The following is a 21,491-nucleotide window of genomic DNA, read 5'->3' on the forward strand; positions in this document are numbered from 1 at the left end:
CTCAGACCCGCTCGATGATGGTCGCGATGCCCATGCCGCCACCGACGCACAGCGTGGCGAGGCCGCGCCGCAGGTCGCGGCGCTCCAACTCGTCCAGCAGCGTGCCGACGATCATGGCGCCGGTGGCGCCGAGCGGGTGGCCCATGGCGATGGCGCCGCCGTTGACGTTCGTCTTCTCGGCCGAGATCCCCATGTCGCGCATGTAGCGCAGGGCCACCGCGGCGAACGCCTCGTTGATCTCGAAGAGGTCGATGTCGTCGACCGTGAGCCCGGCCTTGGCCAGCGCCTTGCGGCTGGCGGGCGCGGGACCGGTGAGCATGATCGTCGGGTCCGCGCCGGACAGCGCGGTGGAGACGATGCGGGCGCGCGGGGTGAGCCCGTTCGCCGTGCCCGCCGCCTCGGTGCCGATCAGGGTGAGCGCGGCGCCGTCCACGATGCCGGAGCTGTTGCCCGCGTGGTGGACGTGGTCGATCTTCTCGACCCAGTGGTAGCGCTGCAGCGCGACGGCGTCGAACCCGCCGTCCTGCCCCATCATCTCGAACGACGGCTTCAGGCCCGCCAGGCTCTCCAGCGTGGCGCCCGCGCGGACGTGCTCGTCGCGGTCCAGCACGGTCAGGCCGTTGCGGTCCTTGACCGGGACCACGGACTTGGCGAAGTAGCCGTTCGCCCACGCCTTGGCCGCGCGGGTCTGCGACTCGACCGCGAAGGTGTCGACGTCCTCGCGGGAGAACCCCTCGATCGTGGCGATCAGGTCGGCGCCGATGCCCTGCGGCACGAAGCCCGTGGTGTAGGCGGTGTCGGGGTCCATCGCCCACGCGCCGCCGTCCGACCCCATGGGGACGCGGCTCATGGCCTCAACGCCGCCGGCCAGGACCAGCTCCTCCATGCCGGAACGCACCTTCAGCGCCGCGGTGTTCACGGCCTCCAGGCCCGAGGCGCAGAAGCGGTTGAGCTGCACGCCCGCCACCGTGTCCGGCAGCCCGGCGGCGATGGCGGCGGTCTTGGCGATGTCGCCGCCCTGGTCGCCGATGGGCGAGACGACGCCCAGCACCAGGTCGTCGATGGTGTTCGGGTCCAGCTCGGGGAAGCGGGCACGCACCTCGTCGATCAGCCCGACCACGAGCGAGATCGGCTTGACCTCGTGCAGCGAGCCGGACGCCTTGCCCCGGCCACGTGGTGTGCGGATCGCGTCGTAGATGTACGCCTCGGGGATCTCGCTCATGCGAACCCTCTCGTGGGTGGGGACAGTCCTCGTCACCACCTTTGTTACAGCAGGACTGTCACATAGCGCAAGCCGTCGGCTAGCCTGGATCACATGGCCGAACCCGAGCTCCTGACGGTCGACCAGCTCGCCCTCCGGACCGACACCTCCGTCCGGACCATCCGGTACTACGCGGGTCGCGGGCTGCTCCCCCCGCCGCGGCTGCGCGGTCGCACCGGCCTGTACGGCCCCGACCACGTCGCCCGACTGATGCTGGTCGCCGAGCTCAGCGCGCTCGGGTTCACCCTGACGGCGATCGAGCGCCACCTCGAGCGCCTGCCCCCGACCGCGGGCCCCGAGGAGCTGGCCCTGCAGCTCGCCCTGCTGACCCCCTGGGCGCCCGAGCAGCTCGACGAGGTCGACCGCGCCGGGCTGGAGGAGCGCGCGGGCCGACCGCTCGACGAGCAGGCGATGGAGCGGCTGATCGCCTACGGCGTGGTCGAGCGGCTGGACGGCGACCGGTTCCGCGTGCAGGGCCAGGTCGCCCTCGCCGCTGCCATGGACCCCCTGGACGTGGACCTGCCCGTCGAGTTCTGGGCCCGCTCCCGAGAGATCATCGACCGGCACACCGCGGCCCTGGCGGACGACCTGATGGCCCTGTTCCAGGAGCAGGTCCTGCAGCCCTACCGGGACGCCGGGCGGCCCGCCGACCAGCGCAGCAGGCTCGCCGCCGCCCTGTCCCGACTCAAGCCGATCACGGTGCAGGGGGTGGTGACCGCGTTCGGCCGGGCGGTGAACCGGTCCATCCGGGAGCGCGCGACACGAGTGAACAGCGACGCTATCCGATAGTTACAGTATCGGCCATGCGCATGGCCGAGCTCAGCCGCACGACCGGGGTCCCGGTCGCGACGATCAAGTACTACGTCCGCGAGGGCCTGCTGCCCCGTGGCGAGGTCACCACGTCGCCGAACCAGGCGGACTACGGCGACCGGCACGTGCGCAGGCTGGCCCTGGTGCGGTCGCTCGTGGAGGTCGGCGGGCTGTCGATCGCCGCGGTGCGGGCCACGCTCGCCGCCGTCGACGATCCCGCGGTCCCGCTGCACGACACCCTGGGCATGACGATCGAGGCAGGCGACCCGGCGTCGACACCGGCCCCGTACGACGAGGCACAACGCACCGCGGAGGCGCGGGTGGACGAGCTGCTCGTGAGGCACGGCTGGGCGAACCGCCCCGGCGCGCCCGCCCGCCAGGCCGTGATCGACGTCGTCGCCACCATGTCGCGGGTCACCGGCACCCGCCTGGACTCCGTGCTGGAGCCCTTCGCCGAGGCCGTCGCCGCGATCGCCGAGGCCGACCTCGACACCGTCTCCGCCCTGTCGGACGTCGAGGAGCGCGTGGAGACCGCGCTGGTCGGGACCGTGCTGGGCGACCGGCTGATCGCCGCCCTGCGCCGGATCGCGCAGGAGACCGTCTCGGCCCGCCGATTCCCACCCCGGGAGACGCCCTGATCCGCGGGCACCGCCCCGCTCGTGCTCGCCGCCGGGCCGGTTCACCCGGGGCGAACGCCGTCCGCCCCGGGTGAAAGCCGGGCCGTCCGGCGGCCGACCGGTCCTAGCGTCGACCACACCAGGTCGAGATGAACCTCAGGGCGATGCGACCGCCCGCGGAATCGCCTTCAGGTTCATCTCGGCGGAGCGTCGAGCGCCAGGAGGACACCGTGCCCGTTCCGACCCCGAAGGCGAACCCGCCGTTCCGGATGCCGGCCACCCCGCTGGACCAGGCCCTGCCGCCCACGCGGATGAGCGCGACCGCCTCGGTGCCGGGGCTCGGCGACTCGGTCTTCGAGCGTCTGCTGACCCACCGGATCGTGGTCCTGGGGCAGGAGGTCGACGCCGACATCGCGAACCGGATCGCCGGTCAGATGCTGCTGCTCGCCGCGGAGGACCCCGAGGCGGACATCTCGCTGTACATCAACTCGCCCGGCGGGTCGGTGCACGACGGGCTCGCCGTCCTCGACACCATGCGGTTCATCCCGTGCGACGTCGCGACCTACGGCATGGGCCTGGCGGCCTCGATGGGTCAGGTCCTGCTGTCCGCGGGCACCCCGGGCAAGCGGTACGTGCTGCCGCACACCCAGGTGTTGATGCACCAGCCGAGCGCGGGCGTCGGCGGCAAGGAGACCGACATCCGGATCCGGGCCGAGCTGCTGCGGCGCAACAAGGAGGAGATGGCGGGCCTGATCGCCGCGCACACCGGGCAGACCCAGGAGCAGATCCTGGCCGACTTCGACCGGGACCGCTGGTTCACCGCCCAGGAGGCCCTGGAGTACGGCTTCGTCGACCACGTCGTCGCCCGGGCCGGGCAGGCCGTCTGATGCCCGAGATGCGCTACACGCTGCCGTCCTTCGTCGAGCGGACGAGCTACGGGGTCAAGGAGTCCAACCCCTACAACAAGCTGTTCGAGGAGCGGATCGTGTTCCTCGGCGTCCAGATCGACGACGCCTCCGCCAACGACGTCATGGCCCAGCTGCTCTACCTGGAGTCCGCCGACCCGGACCGGAAGATCTCGCTCTACATCAACTCACCCGGCGGCTCGTTCACCTCGCTCATGGCGATCTACGACACCATGCAGTTCATCCGCCCGGAGATCGAGACCGTCTGCCTGGGGCAGGCCGCCTCCGCCGCGGCGGTGGTGCTGGCGGCGGGCTCGCCCGGCAGGCGGCTCGCCGTGCCGAACGCGCGGGTGTTGATCCACCAGCCCGCCACGGACGTCGTGCAGGGGCAGATCTCGGACCTGGAGATCCACGCCGCCGAGATCGCCCGCATCCGTCGTCAGATGGAGGAGGCGCTGGCCACGCACACCGGCCGCAGCCTGGAGCAGGTGCACGCCGACATCGAGCGGGACCGGATCCTCACCGCCGAACAGGCCCGCGAGTACGGGATCGTCGACGACATCATCACGCCCCGGAAGCTGCGGCTCCGCCGCCTGTGAGTGGCGAGTGGTGCCAGGGCACCACTCGCCACTCACGACCGCGTCGGCGCGCGGTTCCGGCCCCGGCGGCCGAGACTCGGGGCATGGACGCTCTGATCTCCGGGGCCGGGATCGCCGGACCCGCGCTCGCCTACTGGCTCGATCGGTACGGGTGGACCACGACCGTCGTCGAGCGGGCCTCGACGACGCGGGACGAGGGACAGAACGTCGACGTCCGGGGTGCGGCCCGGGAGGTGCTGCGGCGGATGGGGCTCGAGGAGACCGTGCTCGCCGCGCACACCGGCGAGACCGGCACCGAGTTCGTCGCGTCCGACGGCCGGGTCGTCGCCGCGTTCCCCGCGGGCGAGGGCGACACCGCGGGCGGTACGGCGGAGGCGGAGATCCTGCGCGGGGAGCTCTCCCGGATCCTGCGCGAGCACACGCCGCACACCGAGTACGTCCTCGGCGACCGGATCGCCGCCGTGACGGAGGACGGGGAGGTGGAGCTCGCGTCCGGCGGCGGTGGTCGGTACGACCTGGTCGTCGCGGCGGACGGGCTCCGGTCGAGCACCCGGGCCCTGCTGTTCCCCGGGGACCCCGTGCGCGAGCTGGGCATGTACGTCGCCTACCTGGCCCTGCCGCGCACCGCCACGGACACCACGCAGTGGCGCTGGCTGACCGCGGGACGCAGGCGCAACGTCTGGCTGCGGCCGGACAACCTCGGCTCCGTCCGCGCGGGGCTGGCCTTCCTCTCCGACGTCCGCGGGCTGGCCGAGCTCGACCGCGCCGCCCAGACGACGATCCTGCGTCGCACGTTCGCGGACGTCGGGTGGGAGACCCCGCGCATCCTCGACGCCCTGGACGACACGCCCTTCTACTTCGAGGCGGTGGGGCAGACCCGGCTGCCGTACTGGAGCCGCGGCCGGGTCGCGCTCGCGGGGGACGCGGCGCACTGCGCCTCGCCGATCAGCGGGATGAGCACGAGCCTGGCCCTGGTCGGGGCGTACGTGCTGGCGGGTGAGGTGAGCGCGGACCCCGGGCACGGCCTCCGCCGGTACGAGGAGGTCCTGCGCCCCTACGTCGAGCGGGCGCAGAAGCTGCCACCCGGCGCGCCCGGCCTGCTCAACCCGAGGACACGGGTCGGGACGGCGGTCCTGCGCGCGGGCCTGCGGGTCGCCTCCACGGCGGTCGGTCTGGGCCTCGACCGGGTCTTCTCCCCGCCCGCCGACTCCTTCGCCCTTCCCGACTACGCGATTCGCGCTCGTGCGTGGTAAGACCTCGTTTCAGAAGTCGGAGTGTCGGTCCTGTGTGGATCGCCGCGGGTAGCTGATCATGTCCGGCAATGGTGAGACGATCTTGTGTCGAGCGATTGGTCGGCGACGAGCTGTGGGCACTGGTGGAGCCACTGCTGCCCAAGCAACAGCGCAAGCCCAAGCGGGGACGGACGGGGCGGCCGCGGGTGCCGGACCGGGCTGCCCTGGCCGGGATCGTGTTCGTGCTCAAGACCGGGATCAGCTGGAACGCTCTGCCCGCCGAGCTCGGCTGCGGGTCCGGGGTGACCTGCTGGCGGCGGCTACGCGAGTGGCAGGAGGCCGGGGTCTGGGCGGAGCTGCACCGGGTGATGCTCGACCGCCTCGCCCAGCAGGACCTGCTGGACTGGTCGCGCGCGGCGGTGGACAGCGTGAGCGTGCGGGCCAAACGCCGCGGCGAGCTAACGGGGCCCTCGCCGACCGACCGCGGCAAGGCGGGCAGCAAATACCACGTGCTCTGCGACCGTAGCGGGCTGCCGCTGCACGCCCTGGTGACCGGGGCGAACACCCACGACAGCCGCATGCTCGCCCCGCTGTTGGACACCAACCCCGGCGTTCGCGAGCACGCCAGACGGCCGGGGCGGCCGCGTCGGCGCCCGGACAAGCTCCACGCCGACAAGGGCTACGACTATCCGCGCTGTCGCCGCTACCTGACCCGCCGTGGGATCGGGGTGCGGATCGCGCGGCGCGGGATCGAGGACTCCACCCGGCTCGGGCGGGTCCGCTGGGTCGTCGAGCGCACCATGTCCTGGCTGCTGGACTTCCGCCGTCTCGCGCTGCGCTACGACCGCGCCGAGTCCACGATCACCGCCCTGTTGTCGCTGGCCTGTGCCCTGATCTGCCACCGCCACCTCACCAGGGCGCGGCCGAAGCCGGTATGACGGTCGGCCCCGGTGCTCGCTGCGCTGTTGTCTACGAGGTCGGGGCCAGTGGTCGCCAGGCCAGCCACTCCAGGGCCCGGTCGGCCTCGTCGGGGTCGAAGCGGTGCGCGTCGAACGGCCCTCCCGCCCACTCCAGGCGCTCGGCGTGGTCGGGATGGGCAGGGTCGGCGATCACGGTCTGGAAGTCCTCGTACCCCCAGCTCCCGCCGACGTCCTCCGGTGGACACGCCCCTTGGCCTGCGATGCAGCGCGGGTAGCGCACCCCCGGCTGCGCGGCGAGGACGTTCTCCACGGCGATCTCGTGGGTCCAGTTGTCGCCGAAGTCGTAGATGTAGCCGAACCGGTCACCGGCCTTGACCAGCCGAAACAGCCTGGCCTTGGTCTCGTCGGCGACATCCTGGGAGGGCCAGTCGGGGTCCGGGATCCCGTAGCGGCGCCCGGCGACCTCGAACTCGTGCAGATGCGAGTTCGTCCACCCCATCACCGACTGCACCACCTCGTGCAACACCGCCAGATCGATCTCGCCGGGCACCTGCACCCGACGCCGGACCAGCGGCGTCACCCCGGCCAGGACGATCTCCAACTCGAGGATCTTCGTCTTCCCAGACACACGAGGCACGGCCATCAGCCGATGCTCTCAGCCGTCGCCGACACGGACAGGATCGGGCCCACCACTTCTGAAACGACGTCTAAGTGGTGCTCCAGCACCACTTACCACGCACGGGGGAGGGTGGGTGAGGGTCGTCGAGGAGCGGCATCTCGGGCTGCGGGTGCTGCGCCCCGCGGAGGAGCCGCCGTTCGACGAGGTCGGCGACGAGCTCCTGCCGCCGCACTGGGCCCGGCTGTGGCCCAGCGCGCTCGCGTTGGCGGAGAGCCGGTTCCCGGCCGGGGCGCGGGTGCTGGAGATCGGGTGCGGGCTCGGGTTGCCCGCGCTCGCCGCGGCCCGGGCGGGCGCGGACGTCACGGCGGTCGACCTGTCGCCGACCGCCGTCGACCTGGTGCGCCGCTCGGCGGCACGCAACGGGCTCACCCTGCGCGCCGAGGCCCGCAGCTGGACCGACCTGCAGGGCGAGTGGGACCTCGTGCTGGCCGCGGACGTGCTCTACGGGCACCGCAACGTCGTCGAGCTGCGGGAGGTGCTGCCGCGGCTGGCCCCGGAGGTGTGGCTGACCGACCCGGGCCGCCCGCTGACCCCCGAGCTGCTCGCCGACTGGGACGTGACCAGCGCCGCCCGCGGCGAGGTCACCCTCCATCGGCTCCGGCGACGCTGACCGGGTCCGGGGCGTAGGCGACCATCCAGGTGGGCTCGATCCGGTAGAACACCACGTCCGTCCACACGAACGCGTCGGCGCCGTAGTGCCCCTTCAGGTACTCGAGGGTCTCGGGCCAGGCGGGATGGTCCGGGTTCAGCCGGACGGCCCGGCCGTGGGTGAAGATCCCGAGGTCGTCTCCGCGCAGGTGGGCCGCGCTCACCGCGGGCCGCGCCGCGAGGTGGCGGGCCTTCGCCGCCGACGGGTCGGTGCCGAACACCCACCGCCCGTGCAGGAGGTGGCCGTCCACCCCGCTGACCCGGGGCTCCCCGGCACGCGTCACGGTGGACACCGCGAGCGTGCACATCCCCCGCGCCACCCGCACCAGCTGCGGCGCCGTCAGCGTCCGCTCCCCCGGCGCGACGATGGACCGCAGGTGGCCGGTGGAGCGCTGCAGCGAGGAGTCCAGGAGATCCTGGAGGGCGGCGATGTCGTCAGGGGTCTCGAACACGGGACCAGTGGACCGCGAAACCCTGACAGGTCATGACATGGTCAGCCCGCCGCTCACGCTGACGGTCTGCCCGGTCAGGTACGCGGCGTCCGCCGAGGCGAAGAAGGACACCGTGTTCGCGAGGTCGCTCGGCTGCGCGAGCCGTCGGAACGGAATGGCCTTGACCAGCGCCTCCTTGAGCGCGTCGCCGCCCATCGACGCGAACAGCTCGGTGTCCGTCGGGCCCGGGCACACGCAGTTGGCGTTGATCCCGTGCCGGGCGGTCTCGCGGGCGATCGTCTTGGTGAACGCGATGACGCCGCCCTTCGCGGCCGAGTAGACGGCCTCACCGGAGGAGCCGACCCGGCCCGCGTCGGACGCCACGTTGACCACCGTGCCGCCACCTTGGGCGATCATGATCGGCAGGATCGCCTTGCACGTGTGCAGCACCCCGTACAGGTTGATGGCGACGATCCGGTCCCAGACCTCGGGATCCGAGTCGACGAAGGGGCAGGCGACGTCCCAGCCCGCGTTGTTGACCAGGACGTCGATGCGGCCGTGCTCGGCCCTGACCTGCGCCACCATCGTCTCCACCGACGCACGGTCGGCCACGTCCGCCCGCAGCCCGACGCCTCCGACGGCGCTGCCGGTCTCGACGGCGGCGTCGAGGTCCACGTCGGTCGCGACGACGAGGCACCCGTCGGCGGCGAGGCGCTCCGCGACGGCCCGGCCGATCCCGCGACCGGCACCGGTCACGACGGCGATCCTGTTCATGGCGAACTCCTAGGGTGCGAGATCGCGACCGACCCGTTCGCGGGCGATCACGAGCTTCATGATCTGGGCGGTGCCGTCGCCGATCTGCAGGCCCAGCACGTCGTTCATGCGTTGGGCGAGGGGCAGCTCGGTGCGGTAGCCGTACTGGCCGTGCAGCAGCACGCACTGCGTGACGGCGTCGTGGGCGACCTTGGGTGCCCACCACTTGCACTTCGCGGCCTGCGCGGTGTGCGGGAGGTCGCGATCCTTGCGCCACAACGTCTCCAGACACAGCAGGCGCGCGGCGTCGAGCAGGGTGTCCGCCTCGGCCAGCGGGAACGCCACGCCCTGGTTCGTCGAGAGGGGGCGGTCGAAGGCCTCGCGGCGGGCGACGTACTCCCAGGTCTCGTCGACGCTCTGCGCGGCGCAGCCCAGGCACTGCAGGCCGATCAGTGCACGGCTGAAGTCGAAGCCCCGCATGACCTGGGAGAACCCGCGGCCCTCGGCGCCGATCAGGTGGTCGCCGGGGATCCGGGTCCCCTCCAGGTGCACCGCGCCCCGTTGCACCGCACGGGTGCCGACGTCCGGGTAGGGCTCGCGGCGCACCCCGTCCAGCGGCACGAGGAAGGCGGTGATGTCCTTGCCGCGGACCTGCGACGGGCCGGTGCGGGCGAACACGACCGCGGCCGCGGCGTCGAGGGCGAAGGACAGCGACTTCACCCCGTCGAGCACCCAGTCCGAGCCGTCGCGGCGGGCGGTGAGCCGGGGGACGCCGGCGTCGGATCCCGCGTGGGGTTCGGTCAGCCCGATCCCGACGACGTCCGCTCCGGAGCAGATCCTCGGCACCCACTCCGCGGCGAGGTGCGGTGCGGCGCCGACGAGGATCTGGCCGACCAGCGAGCCCACGACCTGCAGGTATCCCGCGCTGATGTCGCCGCGGCCGATCTGCTCGACGATCAGGCCGGTGGTGACGCGGTCGGTGCCGCCCCCGCCGTACGCCACGGGCAGTTCGGAGCCGAGCAGACCGGCCGCTCCGATCTCCCGGCGCAAGGAGGGCTCGAGCCGGGTCCGACCGCGGTAGCTCGGGAGGAGCACCTCCTGCGCGATCCGCCGCGCCGACCCGACGAGCTCCGCCTGCGCAGGAGTGGGGGCGAAGTCCATCAGTGCGGCCGGTAGTACTTGTCGAACTCCGGCGGACGCTTCTCGGCGAAGGCCTTCGCGCCCTCCATGCCCTCCTCCGACACCGCGAACAGGTCGAGCGCGGACATGGCCATGTTGGACAGCCCCGCCTGGTGGTCGGTGTCCGCGTTGAAGGACTGCTTGAGCACGCGCAGGGCGGTGGGGCTCTTGTCGGCCACCTCGGCCGCCCAGGCCTTCGCGGTGTCCATCAGCTCGTCCGCGGGCACGATCTCGTTGACCAGGCCCATCTCGAGCGCCTGGGCGGCGGAGTACTGCCTGCACCAGAACCAGATCTCGCGCGCCTTCTTCTCCCCGACCACGCGGGCCAGGTAGGCCGAGCCGAACCCCGCGTCGAACGAGCCCACCTTCGGACCGGTCTGGCCGAAGCGCGCGGTGTCGGCGGCGATCGAGACGTCGCACAGCACGTGCAGGACGTGTCCGCCCCCGATCGCCAGGCCGTTGACGGCGGCGATGACCGGCTTCGGGACGTCCCGGATCAGCTTGTGCAGGTAGCCGATCTCGAACATCCCGGAGTCGCTCGGGCCGTAGTCGCCGGTCTCGGCGCGCTGCTTCACGTCCCCGCCGGTGCAGAACGCCTTGTCCCCGGCGCCGGTGAGGATGATCGCGCGGACGGCGTGGTCGGCCCACGCGGCCCGGAACGCCCTGGTCAGCTCCTCGACGGTCTTCGCGGTGAACGCGTTGTAGCGGTGCGGGCGGTTCATGGTGATCACGGCGGTGGTGCCGTCGACCTCGTAGACGATGTCGGTGTAGTCGGCTGGATGCATGCGGGAACTCCTTCGTTCGTCGACCACCGTGACAAAGTTTGACTCATGGGTCAAGATGTGAACCGTGAGTGAGCGGATGGCGCGCAAGCGCGGCGAACGGGTGCGGGCGATCCTCGCCACCGCCGCCGACCTGCTGGGCGAGCGCGGGTACGCCGGGGTGAACCTGGAGGACGTCGCCGAACGGCTGGACGTGACGAAGGGCTCGCTCTACTACTACTTCGCGAGCAAGGACGAGCTGGTCACGGCCGCGATCGAAGCGCTGGGCGCCGAGTGGACCGACCGGCTGCAGGCGCTGCCCGCCCACGGCCCACCGACCGAGCGGCTGCGGGCGCTGCTGCGCGAGCACATCCGGATCGCGGTGCGCGAGCACCCGGCCGCGCTGCGCCTGTTCCTCGTGCCGGACGACTGGCCCGAACCCCAGCGGGACCGGATCAAGGCCCTCCGCCACCGGCACGACGCGGTGTTCCGGGCCGTCGTCGAGGAGGGCGCGCGGACCGGGGAGTTCGCCGTGGTGGCGGTGGACCCGACCCTGCAGGTCCTGCACGCCGGCATGTCGCAGGCGCCGCTGTGGGTGCGGACCGACCGGGAGATCGAGCAGCTCACCGAGACACTGCTCAAGCTGGTGGCCGCTACGGCGTGACCGTGCCGCGGACCTCGCCGAGGGAGATCCGACCGCCGTCGAGGCGCGGGGCGGTGGCCACGATGGACACCTCGTCGCCGTCGTTGAGGTAGTGGCGGGTGGTGCCGTCGGCCAGGGCGAACTCGTCCCGGCCGCCCCAGGTGAACTCGAGCAGGCAGCCGCGTTGGTCACGGCGCGGACCCGAGACGGTGCCCGAACCGAGCAGGTCGCCCGGTCGGATCGGGGCCCCGCCCGAGGTCAGGTGCGCAACGAGCTGGGCCGGGGTCCAGTAGAGGTCCGCGGCGGGCGGGGTGGAGATCCGCTCGCCGTTGATCCGCACCTCCAGGGTCAGGTCCAGGCCGCGGTCCGCCTTGCCGAGCAGGTACGGCAGCGGCTGCGGGTCCCGGGCGGGCGGGTCGACCCAGGCGCCCGCCAGCTCGTCGAGCGGGGTGACCCAGGCCGAGATCGACGTGGCGAAGCTCTTGCCCAGGTGCGGCCCCAGCGGACGGGACTCCCACGCCTGCACGTCTCGCGCGGACCAGTCGTTGAGCAGGACCACGCCGAAGACGTGGTCGAGGGCCTCCTCGATCGGGACCGGGCCGGTGCGGCGCCCGCCGAGGACGAAACCGAGCTCGGCCTCCAGGTCGAGCGCCTTCGTGGGGCCCAGGTCGCCACGCCCGCGCTGCCCGTGCGGCCGGACGACGGGGGTGCCGCTGACCTGCACCGTTCCGGCGCGGCCGTGGTAGCCGACGGGCAGGTGGTACCAGTTCTCGCTCACCGTGCCGCCCGCCCGCGCGATCGCCGAGGCGTTCGCGGCGTGCTGCTCGCAGGCGTAGAAGTCCGTGTAGTCCGCGACGGTGAACGGCAGCACCGGCACCACGCCCGCCTGCGGCAGCGCGTAGGGCCCGAGGCGGTCGGGATCGACGAGCCAGTCCCCCAGCCACTCCCAGACCTCCCGCCAGGCGGGGCGCCCGGCCGCGAGCAACCCGTCCAGGGTGGGCTCGCCGAGCAGCGCGGGGTGGGGGCCGCCCTGCGCCGCGGCGAGGGTGCCGACGTCGACGTACACGCTGCCCACCGGCACCACGATCCGCGAGGGCCCCGGCCTGCCGGAACCGGCGACCACCCCCAGCGCCGTTCCCAGCGGGGGTTCCGGGGGCAGCAGGGCGGCGGCGCTCATGGGGTCAGGCTAGTGGTCGGGGCCGTGTGGAGCGGGGGCTCGATCTCCCGGGGTGACGCATGAAAGGGTGCGCATCGGTGGTATCGACGAGGGAGTACAGCATGTCGCAAGAGGTCCGCGGGGTCGTCTCGATGAAGAAGGGTGAGCCGGTCTCGGTCGAGACGATCGTGGTGCCGGACCCGGGCCCGGGCGAGGCCGTCGTACAGGTGCAGGCCTGCGGGGTCTGCCACACCGACCTGCACTACAAGCTCGGCGGGATCAACGACGAGTTCCCGTTCCTGCTCGGCCACGAGGCCGCCGGGATCGTCGAGTCCGTCGGCGAGGGCGTCACCGAGGTGGCCCCGGGGGACTTCGTGATCCTGAACTGGCGCGCGGTGTGCGGGGAGTGTCGGGCCTGTCGCAAGGGCAAGCCCTGGTACTGCTTCAACACCCACAACGCCACCCAGAAGATGACCCTCGCCTCCGGGCAGGAGCTCTCCCCCGCCCTCGGGATCGGCGCGTTCGTGGAGAAGACCCTCGTCGCCGCCGGCCAGTGCACCAAGGTGAACCCCGCGGTGAAGCCGCAGGTCGCCGGGCTGCTCGGCTGCGGGGTCATGGCGGGCATCGGCGCGGCGATCAACACCGGCGGGATCGGGCGCGGGGACTCCATCGCCGTCATCGGCTGCGGCGGCGTGGGTGACGCGGCCATCGCCGGGGCCACCCTGGCCGGCGCCACCACGATCATCGCCGTGGACACCGACGACCGGAAGCTGGAGTGGGCCAAGGGCTTCGGCGCCACTCACACCGTCAACGCGACGCAGACCGACGCCGTCGAGGCCATCCAGGCCGCCACCGACGGGTTCGGCGCGGACGTGGTCGTCGACGCCGTCGGGCGCCCGGAGACCTGGAAGCAGGCCTTCCTCGCCCGCGACCTCGCCGGCACCGTCGTCCTGGTCGGCGTCCCGACCCCGGACCTCAAGGCCCCCGAGCTGCCGTTGATCGAGTACTTCGGCCGTGGCGGCGCGCTCAAGTCGTCCTGGTACGGCGACTGCCTGCCCTCCCGGGACTTCCCGATGTTGGTCGACCTGCACCTGCAGGGCCGGCTCCCGCTGGAGAAGTTCGTGTCCGAGGAGATCGGGCTCGGGGACATCGAGAGCGCCTTCGAGAAGATGCACCACGGAGACGTGCTGCGCTCGGTCGTGGTGTTCTGATGACGGGCCCCACCCACACCGGCATCGATCAGGTGGTGACCTCCGGGACGTTCTCGCTCGACGGGGGCACCTGGGACGTCGACAACAACGTCTGGATCGTCGGGGACGACACCGAGGTGATCATCGTCGACGCCGCCCACGACGCGGACGCCATCGCCGCCGCCGTCGGGGACCGCCGGGTCAAGGCCATCGTGTGCACCCACGCCCACGACGACCACGTCAACCAGGCCCCCGCCCTCGCCGACCGCTTCTCCGCCCCGATCCTGCTGGACCCGGCCGAGGCCCCGCTGTGGGAGATGACCTGGCCGGACCGCAAGCCGGACGGGCGGGTCGAGGGCACCCTCACCGTCGGCGGCCTCGACATCAGACCCCTGGTCACCCCGGGCCACTCGCCCGGCTCGACGTGCCTGTACATCCCCGAGCTGGGCACCGTCCTCACCGGGGACACCCTGTTCGCGGGCGGACCGGGCGCGACCGGCCGGTCCTACTCGAGCTTCGACACCATCATCGACTCGATCCGGACCACGCTCCTGCCGCTCCCGGGCGACACGACCGTGCGCACCGGCCACGGCGACGCCACCACCATCGGCACCGAGGCCCCGCACCTCGAGGAGTGGATCGCCCGCGGCCACTGACCCCCGTGAGCGGCCACCGACACCCGTGAGTGGCGGCCGGGGGTCGGCAGCCGTCGGAGGCGGTGGGGCGGGTCGGCGGAGTCGCTCTGGCGACTATCGCCACTCACGGGGTCGGTGAGCTGCGGCGGCGGGTGAGCGGGGTCGTGGCGAGCAGGAGGAGCGCGGCGACCCCGAAGGCGGCGCGGAAGCCGAAGGGTTGGGCGATGGCGCCCAACCCGCTCGCCCCGGCGCCGGTGCCGGCGTCGAAGCCGATGTTCCAGGCAGCGCTGGCGGCGCCGTAGCGGGCGGGCCCCGCGGCGGCGAACAGGGCGACCAGCGAGTCGTTCTGCACCAGCCCGAACCCCAGCCCGACGGCGAGGGCGCCGGGCACGAGCAGCCACGGGCTCAGGCCCACGGCCAGCAGCTCCACCCCCATCCCCAGGGCGGACAGCACTCCGCCGGGCAGCAGCAGCCTGCCCGGCCCGCGGCGGTCGACCAACGGGCCCGCCACACCCCGGCCGAGCACACCCCCGAGCGCGAGGGCGAACAACGCCACCGGCACGGCGACGCCCGCACCGGGCGCCACCAGCGGGAGGAACGTCGTCAGCCCGCCCTGGGCGACGGATCCCGCGAGCATCGCGGCCATCGGACCGAGCCCGGCGAGCACGAAGGCCCGCCTGCCCGCCACGGGGTCCGGTGGTACGCGGTCCACCCCCGCCTCGGAGCGCGCGAGCTCCTCGACCCCGGGGTCGGACGCGTGCCTGCGGGGCGTGGGGCTCGTGGCGCGGAGGAACGGGACGAGCAGGGCGGCGAGCAGCGGGCTGGCCGTCGCGGTCCAGAAGACCCCGGTGAACCCGAGGGCGTCCACGGTCGCGACGCCGAGCGGGAGCAGCGCCAGTCCGGGGATGCCGATGGCGAGCCCGTAGCGGGAGGACGCGCGGCCGTGTTCGGCGGGCGGGACGAGCTCGGCGACGAGGGCGCTGCCGGCCACGGTGATCAGCCCGAACCCGATGCCGCGCACCGCGTTCAGGGCCAGGACCGGCCCGAGTTCGGCGGTGCCGAGCACGAGCGGGGTCGGCGCGGCGAGGAGCACCAGGCCGCTCGCGAAGACGGCGCGGTAGCCGAGCACGCGGAGCAGCCACGGCACCGCGAGCTGGGTCAGCACCGTGGTCAGCATGAACACGCCGGTCGTGGCGCCCGCACCGAACTCCCCGCTGCCCGCGCGGCTCACCCACAGCGGCAGGACCGGGAGCAGCAGCGCGTGCCCGCCGAAGCCGAGGACGGTCACCGCCAGCATGAGGCGGAACGCGGCTGTTCTCATGGCCGACGGCCTCCGGCGTCGAACGTTCTCACGGGCGCCAGACGCGGGTGTCGGTGACGATCGCCGTCACCAGGTCCGCCGGGGTGACGTCGAAGGCGGGGTTCCAGGCGTCGAACCCGACGACCACCTCGGCCGGGTCCCGCTCCTCGATCTCGATCTCCGCGCCGGACGCGGTGCCCGGGTCCACGGTGGTCTCCGGCGCCGCCACCACGAACGGGATCCCGGCCCGGGCGGCGGCCAGGGCCAGCGGATACGTGCCGATCTTGTTCGCCACGTCGCCGTTCGCCGCGATCCGGTCCGCCCCGACCACCACGGCGTCCACCAGCCCCCGGGCGATCACCGAGCCCGCCGCGCCGTCGACGACCACCCGGTGCGCCACCCCGATCGCCGCCAGCTCGACGGCCGTGATCCGGGACCCCTGCAGCAGCGGCCGGGTCTCGTCCGCCACGACCAGCGACACCCGCCCCGCGGCGTGCAGGGACCGCACGACCCCCAGCGCCGTGCCCCACTCCACGCAGGCCAGGGCGCCCGCGTTGCAGTGCGTGTGCAGGCTCAGGGGGCGGTCGCCGCAGAGCTCGGTCAGCAGGGCGGCGCCGCGGTCGCCGATGGCGTGGCAGGACGCCACGTCCTCGGCCAGCACGGCCCGGGCCTCGGCCAGGGGGTCCGCCGCGGCGGCCGCCCGCTCCACCCCACGCCGCAGGTTGACGGCGGTGGGCCGCGCCGAGGCGATCACCTCCGGGTCGATGCCCTCGCGCCGCGCGAGGACCACGCCGAAGGCCCCGGCCACCCCGAGCGCCGGGGCGCCCCGGACCACCAAACGTCGGATCGCGGAGACCAGCTCGGCCACCGTGCGGACCATGAGCGTCTCGATCGCGGGCAGGCGGGTCTGGTCCAGGAGGACGAGCGCGTCGTCCCGCCAGCGCAACGTGGGCGGGAGCTCGGTGGCGTCGGGGGCGTCAGTGGCGGAGGACACCCTCAGACCTTCTCAAACGGAGACACCGCGGGCGGGTCGGGCACCCTATAGTCAGCGCACCTGTTAGAGGGCACTCACCTTCGAAGTAGACGAGGCTATATGCGGATCCGGGCGGTCCTGGCGCTGCTGGCGCTGGTCCTCACGGGCTGTGCCGCCCAGACGGTCACGGCCGACCGCGCCCCCGTCGCCGAGCGGAGGCTGCAGGTCACCACCACCACGACGATGATCACGGACGCGGTGCGCCGGATCGGCGGCGACCGCGTCGAGGTGACCGGGCTGATGGGGCCGGGGGTCGACCCGCACCTGTTCAAGGCCAGCGCGCGGGACGTGCGCACCTTCCGGAACGCGGACGTGATCTTCTACGGCGGCCTGGAGCTGGAGGGCAAGATGGGCGACCTGCTCGCCGACCTGTCCGCCCGCCAGCCCACCCGGGCCGTCACCGATGGGATCCCGCGCGAGCAGCTGCTCCTGCACGGGAACGCGCCGGACCCGCACGTCTGGTTCGACGTCTCGCTCTGGCGGGACTGCGCCCGCACCATCGCCGAGGAGCTGACCGCGCTCGACCCCACCCACGCCGACGGCTACCGCGCCCGGCTCGCCGAGTACGACGCCGAGCTCGTCGCGCTGGACGGCGAGGTCGCCGCCCTGATGGCCGCGATCCCGCCCGCGCACCGGATCCTGGTGACCAGCCACGACGCGTTCACCTACTTCGGGCGCCGCTACGGCGTCGAGGTGGCCGCGATCCAGGGCATCTCGACGGCGGCGGAGGCGACCACGGCGGACGTCGAGCGGGTGGCCGCGGAGATCGCCGCGCGGCAGGTGCCCGCGGTCTTCATCGAGACCTCCGTGCCCCGCCAGACCGTGGACGCCCTGCTGGCGGCCACCAGGCAACGCGGCTGGACCACCCGGATCGGCGGCGAGCTCTACACCGACTCCGCGGGCGCCGAGGGCACCCCCGAGGGAACGTACGTCGGCATGGTCCGGGCCAACGCCCAGCTGATCGCCTCAGCATTGGAGAACCGCGCATGAACGCCCTGGAGATCAGCGGCCTCACGGTCAGCTACCGCGCCGCGCCCGCCCTCTGGCAGGTGGACGCCACGTTCCCCGCCGGGGCGCTGTCCGCGATCGTCGGGCCGAACGGGGCGGGCAAGTCCACGCTACTCAAGGCCGCCCTGGGCCTCGTCACCGCGGACACGGGCACGGTGCGGATCGCGGGCGTGGAGGGCCGCGCGGGCCTGGCGAACCTCGCCTACGTGCCCCAGGCCGAGTCGGTGGACTGGGACTTCCCGATCACCGTCGCCGAGGTGGTGGCGATGGGCCGCTACCGGGCGGCGGGCTGGTTCCGCCGGGTCGGACGCGCGGACCGGGCGATCGCCGCGGACTGCCTGGAGCGGGTGGGCATGTCCGCCTTCGCCCGCAGGCAGATCGGCCAGCTCTCCGGCGGCCAGCGACAGCGCGTCTTCCTCGCCCGGGCCCTGGCGCAGCAGGCGGAGGTGCTGGTCATGGACGAGCCCTTCGCCGGCATCGACGCCCGCACCCAGGCCGACCTCCTCGAGCTCCTCCAGGAGCTGTCCGCGGACGGGGGCTCCACGGTCGTCGTGCACCACGACCTCGCCCAGGTCCGCAGCGCGTTCGAGTGGGTGCTGCTGCTGAACGTCCGCACGCTCGGCTGCGGCCCGGTCGCCGACGTGCTCACCGAGGACCGCATCCGCGAGGCGTACGGCGCGGGCCTGCCGGAGGGGACCCCGGTGTGGACCGGCTGAGCGCGCTCCTCGGACTGCCCTACACCGACACCGTCGTCGTCGCGGGGGCGCTGGTCCTCGGCATCTCCGCGGGGGTGCTCGGCTCGTTCGCCGTGCTGCGGGGCCGGTCCCTCGTCGGTGACGCCATCGCGCACGCCACGCTGCCCGGCGTCTGCGTCGCCTTTCTCGTCACCGGGACGAAGGAGATCGCGGGGCTGCTCGCCGGGGCGGCGGTCGCGGGGCTGGTGGCGGCGTTGTTGATGGTGGCCGTGGAGCGCAGCGTGCTGCGGGCGGACACGGCGATCGGTGTGGTGCTGTCCGGCTTCTTCTCGCTGGGGATCGTGCTGCTCACCCACATCACCGCGACGGGAGACGCGCAGCAGGCCGGGCTCGAGGCCTTCCTCTTCGGGCAGGCGGCCGGCCTGCTCGAACGGGACGTCGCCGTGATGGGGCTGCTCGGTGCCGTCGGGCTGCTGGCGGTGCTGCTCCTGCGGCGGATGCTCGTGACCACGCTGTTCGACCGGGCCTACGCCGCCGCGATCGGCGCGCCGACGAGGCTGGTCGAGGTCGCCGTGACGGCGTTCCTGGTGGCGGCCGTGGTGATCGGGGTGCGGCTGGTCGGCGCGATCCTGATGGTGGCGATGCTCGCGGTGCCGACGGTCGTGGCACGCCAGCTCGCCGACTCGTTCGGCCGGGTGCTGGTGCTGGCCGGGATCGTCGGCGCGGTCGTGGGGGTGGCGGGCGCGCTGCTCGCCACCCGCGCGCAGCTGCCCACCGGGCCGGTCGTCGTGCTGGTGGGGGTCGCCGTGGCGGTGCTGGCCGTGCTGCTGGCGCCACGCCGCGGGGTGCTCGCGCGCCGCGCACGGCTGACGCGCCGCCGTCGTCGGATGGAGCGGGACCGGCTGCTGTTGGCGGGCGGCACGAGCAGGCGCCTGGTCCGGGCCAACCTGATGACGCCGGACGGCGTGTTGACCGTCGCCGGGGAACGGGCGCGGCGCGAGGCCCAGGACCGGGACGAGCTGTGGCGGGCCTGGTTGCGGTACGGCCCGCAGATCCGGCTGCGGGACGCGCGCGAACCCGACCTGCACGACCTGCGGCGCACCCTCGCCCCCGAGGCGCTCGCCGAGCTGGAGAGGCTGGCGCGATGACCGCGGACGACCTGGTGATCGTGCTGGTCGCCGGCCTGACGGCGACCGCGTGCGGCCTCCTCGGCCCCTTCCTGGTGCTGCGCCGCATGGCCCTGCTGTCCGACGCCGTGAGCCACGCGGTGCTGCCGGGGATCGTGGCCGTGTGGCTGATCGGCGAGACCCGCGCGCCCGTCCCGGTGGTCGCGGGGGCGGCGGCGTTCGCGGTGCTCTGCGTCCTCGGTATCGACGCGATCCGCGCCACCGGTCTCGTCGCCTCCGACGCCGCGATCGCGCTCGTCTTCCCCGCGCTGTTCTCCCTCGGTGTCCTCGGCATCACCCGCTACGCCTCGGACATCCACCTCGACCTCGACTCCACCATCTACGGCGAGATCGCGTTCGCGCCCTTCGACACGGTGACCGTCGGCGGGGTCGTCCTCGCCCGGTCCGGGGTGGTGCTGGCCTGTGTCGCGGTGCTGAACCTGCTGCTGGTCACGGCGCTGTGGAAGGAGCTGCGGGCCACGACGTTCGACCCGCAGTTCAGCCGGGTCACCGGGCTGCGCCCCCGGCTGCTGTCCCGCCTGCTGCTGGTCGCCGTGGCGATCACCGCCGTGTCGGCGTTCGAGGCGGTCGGCGCCATCCTCGTCGTGACGATGCTGATCGTCCCCGCCGCCACGGCGTACCTGCTGACCCGGCGGCTGGGCGCGATGGTGGCCGTGGCCGTGGGCGTCGGGTGGGTGGGTGCGATCGTGGGGCACGTGACCGCCCTGACCTTCGACACCTCGATCGCCGGCGCCATGGGGCTCGTGTGCGCCGCCTGCTTCGTCGTCGCCCTCACGATCCGCGCCTTCGGCGCCCGTGCGCGGTAAGTGGTGCCAGAGCACCACTTACCGCGCACGACCGACCTCGACTTCCGCGACGCCGACTACCCGGCCGAGCCGTACCCGGGGGCGGTGCCCGCGGAGTCGTACGTCCACGTGCCGGGCGGCGGGCTGGTCGGCGACCCCGACGCGCTGCTCGCCGAGCTCGGGGACGTGCCGATGGCGGGCCGGGTCCCGGTCCTCACCTACGGGTCCAACCGGAACCCGGCGAAGATCGGGTGGCTGCGCGCGACGCTCGGCCTGACCGGCGCGGTGGTGGTGCAGCGGTGCACGACCCGGGACCTGGCCGCGGTGTGGGCCGTGGGCCTGCGGGTCGTGGACGACCAGCGGCCCGCCGTCCTGGTGTCGGCCCCGGGCGTGGTGGAGGAGCACTCGGTCTGGTTCGCCACCCCGGCCCAGGTCGAGGTGCTGGACCGGTGCGAGGGCCGCCTCGTCGGTCGCTACCGCCTGGCCCGCCTGCACTCCGGCACCGTCGACCTCGTGAGTGGCGATGGTCGCCATGGCGACCATCGCCACTCACGGGTGGGGTCGCCGTTCGTCTACCTGGGTGCGGCGGAGGTGCGACGGCCACTGCTCGTCGACGGTGCTCCCGTCCGGTGCGCGGACGTGCCCCAGTCCGCGGCGCGGGGACTCGTCGGCGTCCCCGGGGACGACGGCCTCGACGCGACCACGGTGCACGGTCCGCCGAACCCGGACTCCTGGCCCGGGCGGCTCTTCGTCTACGGCACGCTCCAGCCCGGCGACCGCGCCTGGCACCTGCTGGAGCCGCTGGCCACCGCGGTGTCCCCGGCCACGGGACGCGGCAGGCTGTTCGACACCGGCCTCGGCTTCCCCGCGCTCGTGCCGGGCGCGGATCCCGTGCCCGGCCACGTCGTGACCCTGCGGGACCCCGCCACCGCCCTCCCCGGCCTGGACGAGTACGAGGGCCCGGAGTACGCCCGGGTGCGCGTCAGCGTGGAAGGACGTCCGTGTTGGACGTACGTATGGATCCGCGCCTCCGAGGGATTCCGGCCGATAAGCGGTTGGTGAGC

24 protein-coding genes are annotated in these 21,491 nt (G+C 73.3%); 15 read left to right on the forward strand and 9 right to left on the reverse strand.

Annotated elements, in window-relative coordinates:
* Position 1 precedes the first annotated feature (1 nt).
* Positions 2 to 1,222 carry an acetyl-CoA C-acetyltransferase gene (locus L3X23_RS21680; RefSeq protein ID WP_237194074.1) on the reverse strand — a complete coding sequence of 407 codons (1,221 nt, stop codon included), beginning with the start codon at positions 1,220 to 1,222 and terminating at the stop codon, positions 2 to 4.
* Positions 1,223 to 1,315: 93 nt separating this feature from the next.
* Here L3X23_RS21680 and L3X23_RS21685 point away from each other — a divergent pair, with 93 nt between their 5' ends.
* From L3X23_RS21685 to L3X23_RS21710, 6 genes are all read left to right on the forward strand, one after another.
* Positions 1,316 to 2,050 (forward strand): MerR family transcriptional regulator, encoded by a 735-nt coding sequence (locus L3X23_RS21685; RefSeq protein WP_237194075.1) that lies wholly within the window; start codon positions 1,316 to 1,318, stop codon positions 2,048 to 2,050.
* Positions 2,051 to 2,064: 14 nt separating this feature from the next.
* Positions 2,065 to 2,709, forward strand: a complete 645-nt coding sequence (locus L3X23_RS21690; protein WP_237194076.1) for a MerR family transcriptional regulator — start codon at positions 2,065 to 2,067, stop codon at positions 2,707 to 2,709.
* A 290-nt stretch (positions 2,710 to 2,999) separates the two neighbouring features.
* Positions 3,000 to 3,575 (forward strand): ClpP family protease, encoded by a 576-nt coding sequence (locus tag L3X23_RS21695; RefSeq protein ID WP_237198090.1) that lies wholly within the window; start codon positions 3,000 to 3,002, stop codon positions 3,573 to 3,575.
* Positions 3,575 to 4,192 (forward strand): ATP-dependent Clp protease proteolytic subunit, encoded by a 618-nt coding sequence (locus tag L3X23_RS21700; RefSeq protein WP_237194079.1) that lies wholly within the window; start codon positions 3,575 to 3,577, stop codon positions 4,190 to 4,192. The genes L3X23_RS21695 and L3X23_RS21700 overlap by 1 nt, the downstream gene beginning before the upstream one ends.
* Before the next feature lie 83 nt (positions 4,193 to 4,275).
* Positions 4,276 to 5,445 carry an FAD-dependent monooxygenase gene (locus tag L3X23_RS21705; protein ID WP_237194081.1) on the forward strand — a complete coding sequence of 390 codons (1,170 nt, stop codon included), beginning with the start codon at positions 4,276 to 4,278 and terminating at the stop codon, positions 5,443 to 5,445.
* Positions 5,446 to 5,513: 68 nt separating this feature from the next.
* Entirely contained in the window at positions 5,514 to 6,362 is an 849-nt protein-coding gene (locus tag L3X23_RS21710; protein ID WP_237190202.1) for an IS5 family transposase, read from the forward strand.
* A gap of 31 nt (positions 6,363 to 6,393) precedes the next feature.
* Here the strand turns inward: L3X23_RS21710 and L3X23_RS21715 are convergent, their stop codons facing one another.
* Complete coding sequence (locus L3X23_RS21715) at positions 6,394 to 6,987, reverse strand: plasmid pRiA4b ORF-3 family protein (protein WP_237190201.1); 594 nt, start codon at positions 6,985 to 6,987, stop codon at positions 6,394 to 6,396.
* 109 nt (positions 6,988 to 7,096) lie between these two features.
* Here L3X23_RS21715 and L3X23_RS21720 point away from each other — a divergent pair, with 109 nt between their 5' ends.
* A complete protein-coding gene (locus L3X23_RS21720) occupies positions 7,097 to 7,633 on the forward strand; it encodes a methyltransferase (RefSeq protein WP_237194083.1) in 537 nt (178 codons plus the stop codon).
* On the opposite strand, the gene L3X23_RS21725 is transcribed toward L3X23_RS21720, so the two are convergent.
* From L3X23_RS21725 to L3X23_RS21740, 4 genes are read right to left on the reverse strand one after another with little or no spacing between them, the layout of a single operon-like run.
* Positions 7,605 to 8,123, reverse strand: coding sequence for a pyridoxamine 5'-phosphate oxidase family protein (locus tag L3X23_RS21725; protein WP_093084702.1), 519 nt, complete (start codon positions 8,121 to 8,123; stop codon positions 7,605 to 7,607). The genes L3X23_RS21720 and L3X23_RS21725 overlap by 29 nt on opposite strands.
* A gap of 30 nt (positions 8,124 to 8,153) precedes the next feature.
* Positions 8,154 to 8,876 (reverse strand): SDR family NAD(P)-dependent oxidoreductase, encoded by a 723-nt coding sequence (locus tag L3X23_RS21730; protein WP_237194084.1) that lies wholly within the window; start codon positions 8,874 to 8,876, stop codon positions 8,154 to 8,156.
* A gap of 9 nt (positions 8,877 to 8,885) precedes the next feature.
* On the reverse strand, positions 8,886 to 10,016 hold the full coding sequence (locus L3X23_RS21735) for an acyl-CoA dehydrogenase family protein (protein ID WP_237194085.1): 1,131 nt from the start codon (positions 10,014 to 10,016) through the stop codon (positions 8,886 to 8,888).
* Entirely contained in the window at positions 10,016 to 10,819 is an 804-nt protein-coding gene (locus tag L3X23_RS21740) for an enoyl-CoA hydratase-related protein (protein WP_093084694.1), read from the reverse strand. The genes L3X23_RS21735 and L3X23_RS21740 overlap by 1 nt, the downstream gene beginning before the upstream one ends.
* 64 nt (positions 10,820 to 10,883) lie before the next feature.
* Here L3X23_RS21740 and L3X23_RS21745 point away from each other — a divergent pair, with 64 nt between their 5' ends.
* A complete protein-coding gene (locus tag L3X23_RS21745) occupies positions 10,884 to 11,459 on the forward strand; it encodes a TetR/AcrR family transcriptional regulator (RefSeq protein ID WP_237194086.1) in 576 nt (191 codons plus the stop codon).
* Here the strand turns inward: L3X23_RS21745 and L3X23_RS21750 are convergent.
* A complete protein-coding gene (locus tag L3X23_RS21750) occupies positions 11,449 to 12,615 on the reverse strand; it encodes a fumarylacetoacetate hydrolase family protein (protein WP_237194087.1) in 1,167 nt (388 codons plus the stop codon). The two genes, L3X23_RS21745 and L3X23_RS21750, sit on opposite strands and share 11 nt — an antisense overlap.
* Before the next feature lie 101 nt (positions 12,616 to 12,716).
* Here L3X23_RS21750 and L3X23_RS21755 point away from each other — a divergent pair, with 101 nt between their 5' ends.
* On the forward strand, positions 12,717 to 13,805 hold the full coding sequence (locus L3X23_RS21755; RefSeq protein ID WP_237194088.1) for an S-(hydroxymethyl)mycothiol dehydrogenase: 1,089 nt from the start codon (positions 12,717 to 12,719) through the stop codon (positions 13,803 to 13,805).
* Positions 13,805 to 14,440 (forward strand): MBL fold metallo-hydrolase, encoded by a 636-nt coding sequence (locus L3X23_RS21760; protein ID WP_237194089.1) that lies wholly within the window; start codon positions 13,805 to 13,807, stop codon positions 14,438 to 14,440. Before L3X23_RS21755 ends, L3X23_RS21760 begins: the two co-directional genes overlap by 1 nt.
* Positions 14,441 to 14,543: 103 nt before the next feature.
* On the opposite strand, the gene L3X23_RS21765 is transcribed toward L3X23_RS21760, so the two are convergent.
* Entirely contained in the window at positions 14,544 to 15,740 is a 1,197-nt protein-coding gene (locus L3X23_RS21765) for an MFS transporter (RefSeq protein WP_237194091.1), read from the reverse strand.
* Positions 15,741 to 15,768: 28 nt separating this feature from the next.
* Positions 15,769 to 16,713, reverse strand: a complete 945-nt coding sequence (gene mtnA, locus L3X23_RS21770; RefSeq protein WP_237194093.1) for an S-methyl-5-thioribose-1-phosphate isomerase — start codon at positions 16,711 to 16,713, stop codon at positions 15,769 to 15,771.
* A gap of 99 nt (positions 16,714 to 16,812) precedes the next feature.
* Between mtnA and L3X23_RS21775 the strand changes: the two genes are divergently transcribed.
* The 5 genes from L3X23_RS21775 to L3X23_RS21795 are packed head-to-tail and all read left to right on the forward strand — an operon-like array spanning position 16,813 to position 21,489.
* Positions 16,813 to 17,742, forward strand: coding sequence for a metal ABC transporter solute-binding protein, Zn/Mn family (locus L3X23_RS21775; RefSeq protein ID WP_237194095.1), 930 nt, complete (start codon positions 16,813 to 16,815; stop codon positions 17,740 to 17,742).
* Complete coding sequence (locus L3X23_RS21780) at positions 17,739 to 18,476, forward strand: metal ABC transporter ATP-binding protein (RefSeq protein ID WP_237194097.1); 738 nt, start codon at positions 17,739 to 17,741, stop codon at positions 18,474 to 18,476. Before L3X23_RS21775 ends, L3X23_RS21780 begins: the two co-directional genes overlap by 4 nt.
* Positions 18,464 to 19,603, forward strand: coding sequence for a metal ABC transporter permease (locus tag L3X23_RS21785; protein ID WP_237194099.1), 1,140 nt, complete (start codon positions 18,464 to 18,466; stop codon positions 19,601 to 19,603). Before L3X23_RS21780 ends, L3X23_RS21785 begins: the two co-directional genes overlap by 13 nt.
* The gene (locus tag L3X23_RS21790; RefSeq protein WP_093084662.1) at positions 19,600 to 20,448 is read left to right on the forward strand and encodes a metal ABC transporter permease; all 849 of its coding nucleotides are present in this window, start codon (positions 19,600 to 19,602) and stop codon (positions 20,446 to 20,448) included. The genes L3X23_RS21785 and L3X23_RS21790 overlap by 4 nt, the downstream gene beginning before the upstream one ends.
* On the forward strand, positions 20,449 to 21,489 hold the full coding sequence (locus L3X23_RS21795) for a gamma-glutamylcyclotransferase (protein WP_237194101.1): 1,041 nt from the start codon (positions 20,449 to 20,451) through the stop codon (positions 21,487 to 21,489). It abuts the gene before it with no gap.
* Positions 21,490 to 21,491 lie beyond the last annotated feature (2 nt).

The organism is Pseudonocardia sp. WMMC193, assembly GCF_021728735.1.
In the GTDB taxonomy this organism is placed as follows: domain Bacteria; phylum Actinomycetota; class Actinomycetes; order Mycobacteriales; family Pseudonocardiaceae; genus Pseudonocardia; species Pseudonocardia oroxyli.

Excerpts from the sequence above, each read along its gene's own strand:
- L3X23_RS21680 (WP_237194074.1), bottom strand. The coding sequence starts at position 1,222 with ATGAGCGAGATCCCCGAGGCGTACATCTACGACGCGATCCGCACACCA.
- L3X23_RS21685 (WP_237194075.1), top strand. The coding sequence starts at position 1,316 with ATGGCCGAACCCGAGCTCCTGACGGTCGACCAGCTCGCCCTCCGGACC.
- L3X23_RS21690 (WP_237194076.1), top strand. The coding sequence starts at position 2,065 with ATGCGCATGGCCGAGCTCAGCCGCACGACCGGGGTCCCGGTCGCGACG.
- L3X23_RS21695 (WP_237198090.1), top strand. The coding sequence starts at position 3,000 with ATGAGCGCGACCGCCTCGGTGCCGGGGCTCGGCGACTCGGTCTTCGAG.
- L3X23_RS21700 (WP_237194079.1), top strand. The coding sequence starts at position 3,575 with ATGCCCGAGATGCGCTACACGCTGCCGTCCTTCGTCGAGCGGACGAGC.
- L3X23_RS21705 (WP_237194081.1), top strand. The coding sequence starts at position 4,276 with ATGGACGCTCTGATCTCCGGGGCCGGGATCGCCGGACCCGCGCTCGCC.
- L3X23_RS21710 (WP_237190202.1), top strand. The coding sequence starts at position 5,514 with ATGGTGAGACGATCTTGTGTCGAGCGATTGGTCGGCGACGAGCTGTGG.
- L3X23_RS21715 (WP_237190201.1), bottom strand. The coding sequence starts at position 6,987 with ATGGCCGTGCCTCGTGTGTCTGGGAAGACGAAGATCCTCGAGTTGGAG.
- L3X23_RS21730 (WP_237194084.1), bottom strand. The coding sequence starts at position 8,876 with ATGAACAGGATCGCCGTCGTGACCGGTGCCGGTCGCGGGATCGGCCGG.
- L3X23_RS21735 (WP_237194085.1), bottom strand. The coding sequence starts at position 10,016 with ATGGACTTCGCCCCCACTCCTGCGCAGGCGGAGCTCGTCGGGTCGGCG.
- L3X23_RS21740 (WP_093084694.1), bottom strand. The coding sequence starts at position 10,819 with ATGCATCCAGCCGACTACACCGACATCGTCTACGAGGTCGACGGCACC.
- L3X23_RS21750 (WP_237194087.1), bottom strand. The coding sequence starts at position 12,615 with ATGAGCGCCGCCGCCCTGCTGCCCCCGGAACCCCCGCTGGGAACGGCG.
- L3X23_RS21755 (WP_237194088.1), top strand. The coding sequence starts at position 12,717 with ATGTCGCAAGAGGTCCGCGGGGTCGTCTCGATGAAGAAGGGTGAGCCG.
- L3X23_RS21760 (WP_237194089.1), top strand. The coding sequence starts at position 13,805 with ATGACGGGCCCCACCCACACCGGCATCGATCAGGTGGTGACCTCCGGG.
- L3X23_RS21765 (WP_237194091.1), bottom strand. The coding sequence starts at position 15,740 with ATGAGAACAGCCGCGTTCCGCCTCATGCTGGCGGTGACCGTCCTCGGC.
- L3X23_RS21775 (WP_237194095.1), top strand. The coding sequence starts at position 16,813 with ATGCGGATCCGGGCGGTCCTGGCGCTGCTGGCGCTGGTCCTCACGGGC.
- L3X23_RS21780 (WP_237194097.1), top strand. The coding sequence starts at position 17,739 with ATGAACGCCCTGGAGATCAGCGGCCTCACGGTCAGCTACCGCGCCGCG.
- L3X23_RS21790 (WP_093084662.1), top strand. The coding sequence starts at position 19,600 with ATGACCGCGGACGACCTGGTGATCGTGCTGGTCGCCGGCCTGACGGCG.